Origin of the sequence: Ruminococcus sp. CAG:57 (assembly GCF_000435935.1) — a bacterium.
In the GTDB taxonomy this organism is placed as follows: domain Bacteria; phylum Bacillota; class Clostridia; order Oscillospirales; family Ruminococcaceae; genus Hominimerdicola; species Hominimerdicola aceti.
The window spans coordinates 62,525-67,283 of sequence record NZ_FR890689.1 but is presented as its reverse complement, the minus strand read 5'-3'; the positions used below and the strand labels follow the sequence as shown (position 1 = coordinate 67,283).

Sequence of the window (4,759 nt, the reverse complement as noted above, 5' to 3'; positions counted from 1 at the left end):
CGTCTGTAACGATACCGAGGCTTGTTTCTGGGTCTGTTCTAGGCATATTGCCTGCGTCAGGGTCGCCGTTTGGGTTGCCGTTCTCAACGTCAAAAAGCATTACAAATTCATATCTGTTCTTGATTGCGTTTTCCATAATATTTCGTCCTTTCTTTATTCTTCTGATTTAACTTCAGAATTTTCTTCCGGCTTATCTTTTGACTTTTTTGTATAAAGATCTCTGTACTGCTGTGCATAGCCTACAATAAATCTGCCCTGATCGTCTAGGGAGAGTGTAGACGGGAATTTGCCGTCAAGTCCGTCAAGTATCTCTCCGCAGAGTTTGTTATAGAATATTGGGCTTGAAAGCTTCTTGATATGGTTTTGTGAAAGCTTATACAGCTTTGGAAAAACTGTTGACGGCTTTGAGCACGCAGAAGCAAAGTATGAGTCCTTAATTGTTCTGTTAAGTCCTCCGCCTGAAGCGTCCTGCTGGATCTTTTCAAGCACTGCGAAAAGTCTTCCGCAGAGATAAGCCTGATTTTTGTTTTCAAGGTCTAATGACATTTTGATCTCCTCCTTATTTTGCTTACGGTTTATGCAGCCTTTTATCAAGCCTGCCCTTGTATCATTGAGTTTTATAAAATGGTTGTTCTCCTCGTCGCTGTCGGTCTTGACCCTTGTTATTACTGTGGAAAGCAGTTCGTCAGGGTATCTTGTGCCTTTGAGTATTGCTTCAAAAAGTGCGGCGGTGAGAGGTGACGGAACTTTTTCTTTGGACGATTTTGGTGAGATAAGCTCACGCTTGATTCGTTCAATGCTTACTTGATGCTGACCCTCAGTAAACGTGATATCCTGCTGATGTTTGAGTACATTGTCAAATATCCTGCCGAACTTATCGTGGAAGATGAACTTCTGGGATATTCTGGAGCTGTTGGGTGTGAAGCCTGCAACGTAAAATTCTACGTTAGGGTCATAAGGCATATCGGCTGTCCTGCCCTGTTTAAGCTGGGTCATGACAGTGTTTAAGTTTCGGTCGGCTTCGTTCACAACGGTTTTATTTAATTCGTCCTCAAATCCGCTGAACATACCGGCAAACATATTGCATTCTTCTACATCGTTCTTCTTCATTGCGAAATAGACTATTGTCATATCGTCAAAAGTCTTATAATGGCTCCTGTCAGCAAGCAGAGAATTAAACGCAGAGGTATACATTTTCATGGCTTTCTCAGAAACATTGCTGTTGTATGACTGCTTCTTGCCATAAGATTCAAAGGCAGATTCTTTCATGCCAACGAGGACACAGCCTGAGGACATTCCACCTTTGATACCCTTTATTTTATCATGGATACGGGCTTGCGGGAGCTTCTCACCAAGAATGGAACAGGTGGATAGTTCGGTATCGTCACTGTCGCTGTCGGCGTTAAGCTGGGCGAGATAATCCTCATAGGCGGCTTTGAATTTACTGTCATTGTGAAGCTTAGTTTCAGGAGAGCCGTCAAGTCCAAACTCATAGTAGGAGCTTGAATACTCCTTGCCTAGGGCAAGAAGGTGTGGGTTTTGGGTTTCCTGCTCCGGTTCCCATGTACGGATAAAATTAAGATAGGCTTTGCAGATAGGTGAGTCGATATTCTCAAAGAACTTCTCATTCCATTCGCAAAAGCATTTGTGTGATTTTGCCGCTTTGTTGGTAGCGTCTGTAGGGGTCAAAGTTCCTTTATCATAGTTCAGACCGAATATGTAGAGTGGTCTGTGTTCGATCGTATTTTTGTCTATGCCCGGTTTCTGCGTTCTTACGGGAAGCTGTTCCATTACTGGATCATAGACTGTTTTTGTCTTTTTATTTTTCAGAGGGATAATTCGGGGTACTCTCAAATCGTTTATTGCGGCTATCTTGCCCTCGGGGGTAAGAAGAATTTCAAAGTGTATGGCTTGCTTACAATAGCCTGCAGGAGTTTTATTCTCCTGCAAAGCACTGTAATCGCACAAGGCTTTTATCAGCATTTAATCTCCTCCCTGTATTTTGCAACGTCGATAACACCGTCTATCATATGCGGACGGTAGAAAACTGCGTCTGCCTTGTCAGAAAACTTAGGGTCGTTCCAATCATTATTGACAGGCTTGCCTCCGTCCTCAAACTTCATGCCGTAAAGCATAAAGCCAAGGTCTTTATCACCCATATTTTGCGGTGCTATCTGTGTAAGGTCAAAGTCGTCAACAAGTTCAATACTCTTTATTGCAAATTCACGGCAGCCAAGGCATGGCTGTCTGAAATGCTGGCCGTTTCTGAGACGTCTGAGCATTATATTATAATGCTTCTCATCAGATTCGTCGGGGTGGTCTGATTTAAGATAGGTGCGCTCAAACGTGAACTCGATACCGTATTTCACATTTTTCAACACCATTGCCGCACGCTGACTTCGTATCTCCGAGGTGTACATCTCCGCTGAGCCTCCGCCTTTCATTTGCTGTTTCACTGATGATAACAACAGCTTTTCTTTGACCTCGTTTCGTCGGATATTGGTAAACTCGATAGGGTTGAACACCACTATTTTGTTTATCTGATAGCGCACGGCAGGCTTCCAATATACTGATTTGATAAGTCCCTCCAGTGCGCTTGGTGTGGGTACGTCGTAACTCACCCTCTCAACTTTCATTTCAGGTCTTGAGAAGCAAGCGTAGTCACCTGTCACGATGGTCTTAAAACCATAGCTCATTTTAGCATCACTCCTTTTAAGCTTATATTAGTATTTGGTACATCACTTTCGCTCTACATATATGATACTCCATTATGAATAAAATGTCAATAGTTTTCATGTATAAAAAAAGTGTCGGATTTTAGGCATATTTCACAATTCTACGTTCAATGGTTTGTGGTATAAAAAAGTTGACTTTTTAAAATAATGTTTGTATAATATACTTGTCTATGCTTTACGCATATGTGAGTTGAAAAATATTCGTATTCGGTACGATATGGAATGCAGCAAGTGGCAGACTGTCTTGGTGGCAGCCTGCCATTTGTTTTAGATGAAATAATCCTGCATTGCGGCTTGGGTGTCCAAACCTGTTTCATTATTATAATAACTTTGATTTTCAAGAATGAATATGCCTGTGCCGTGATCTTTGAGAACACCCTGAGAATAAAGATCCTTGAAAACGTTCATATAGACAGACACTGAATATTTCTGCAATGCTCTTCTTACTGACATATCACCATTACGCAAGGTTTCAACAAGTTTATGGCAAGTCTGGTCGTTAGGATCGTCGATAACGAGAGAGATAGTGTCGGCGGAGATATATTCAAACTGCATTGCGTAGCTTCGGAATGGTATGCTGTATGGTGACATTAAGCCTTGGCGGTCGAATGAGTTGCTTTGTTCGTTATATTTCGCAATAGAGTTTTCAGCTATACGACTTTGGTTGAAGTCGAAAATTCCGTCGTAGTATTCTTTAATACAATCATAGGAAGTTATATCTTGGTACTTTTCCAGCAAACCTTTAGTCTTGTTAATTCTCATGGCAAGGTCGCTTCCCTTGCGGTATGTTTCGTCAATGTCAAAAACGTACACATAGCCCTTGGCATCTTTACCCTCACGATTACATCTGCCCCCTGCCTGCAAAATACTGTCTAATCCTGAAAGCTGGCGGAAAACTGTGTTAAAGTCAAGGTCAACGCCTGCTTCTACAAGTGAAGTTGAAACTACTGTGATATACTCGCCCTTTTTAAGCTTCTTTCTTACTACTTCTATGACACGGCTTCTGTGGGCTGGGGTCATATTGGCGGAAAGGTGATATTTTTCACCTTGAACAAGATTGTAAAGCTCTGCCGCTGTTTTCTTGGTATTCACAACGATCAGAGCATTTTTACACCGAGAGGCATTTTCTGCAATGGTTTCAAGAGTGGTTTTGCCCATGTCTTTATATTCGCATTTCTTGAAATACTTAAAATTGGTTCGGTCGGTAACAAGCTTATTATAGTTCACATCAGGCAGGAACTTATCAAAAAGCTTAGAATAATCGGGCATTGTGGCGGAGAGAAAAAGGGCTTCGCTGTTAAGATACTTTGTTATATAGCCCACAGCTTTAAGGCAGGGACGAAGAAGTTCCGTTGGAATAAGGTGTATTTCATCAAAAACTATCACGCTGTCACGGAGATTGTGGAGCTTTCGCAGTGCTGAGCCTTTATAATGGTATATGGATTGAAAAAATTGCACGCTTGTGGTGATTATAAGTGGTGCGTCCCAATTTTCGCAGGTCCTTTTGAGCTTCTCTACGGTTTTCTTTTCTTCCTCTGTGTTGCCGTCATAGGAATAGTTTGAATGATGCTGTAGGACAGGGAGAACGTCGCCGAACATTTTTTCAAACTTATTAGCGGTCTGTTCTATTATACTTGTGTAAGGTATGACGTATATGATTCTCTTCTTTCCGCTCTCTAAGGCTAGTTTCAAACTACATAAGGTTTTTCCGCTACCTGTTGGCATATCAAGAATTGAAATATGACTTTTATTGACCGAATTATCAAAAGCTTGTTGCTGGATACGGCTTCTTGCTTGCCTTAACGGGTTATCTGACGGCATATCACTTAATTCTCTGTTCAGTTTATCAAGTGCCTTTTCAAAATCACCGCTCATGCCACGTTCAACATTTTTATTGCAAAATATTTCGGTATCGAGAAAATCTGCGTCTGTCAGGCAAGAGAACACGTACTTGGTGAAAAAGGCGTAACGCTCGATAAGCTCGGTGGGGTCTTTTGCAGAACGCAGTTCATTTAATGGCGGTG

Annotated in this window: 4 protein-coding genes; all 4 read right to left on the bottom strand. The window is 41.8% G+C overall.

What is annotated here, in order from left to right:
* The coding region (locus QVO88_RS01740; protein ID WP_288177706.1) for a type I CRISPR-associated protein Cas7 at window positions 1–136 on the bottom strand (136 nt) is incomplete at its 3' end.
* Between the two features lie 17 nt (window positions 137–153).
* Window positions 154–1,983 (bottom strand): type I-C CRISPR-associated protein Cas8c/Csd1, encoded by a 1,830-nt coding sequence (cas8c, locus tag QVO88_RS01735; RefSeq protein WP_022286811.1) that lies wholly within the window; start codon window positions 1,981–1,983, stop codon window positions 154–156.
* On the bottom strand, window positions 1,977–2,696 hold the full coding sequence (gene cas5c, locus QVO88_RS01730) for a type I-C CRISPR-associated protein Cas5c (RefSeq protein ID WP_022286810.1): 720 nt from the start codon (window positions 2,694–2,696) through the stop codon (window positions 1,977–1,979). The genes cas8c and cas5c overlap by 7 nt, the downstream gene beginning before the upstream one ends.
* Window positions 2,697–3,002: 306 nt before the next feature.
* The coding region (gene cas3 / locus QVO88_RS01725; protein ID WP_288177699.1) for a CRISPR-associated helicase Cas3' at window positions 3,003–4,759 on the bottom strand (1,757 nt) is incomplete at its 5' end.

Excerpts from the sequence above, each read along its gene's own strand:
- cas8c (WP_022286811.1), bottom strand. The coding sequence starts at position 1,983 with ATGCTGATAAAAGCCTTGTGCGATTACAGTGCTTTGCAGGAGAATAAA.
- cas5c (WP_022286810.1), bottom strand. The coding sequence starts at position 2,696 with ATGAGCTATGGTTTTAAGACCATCGTGACAGGTGACTACGCTTGCTTC.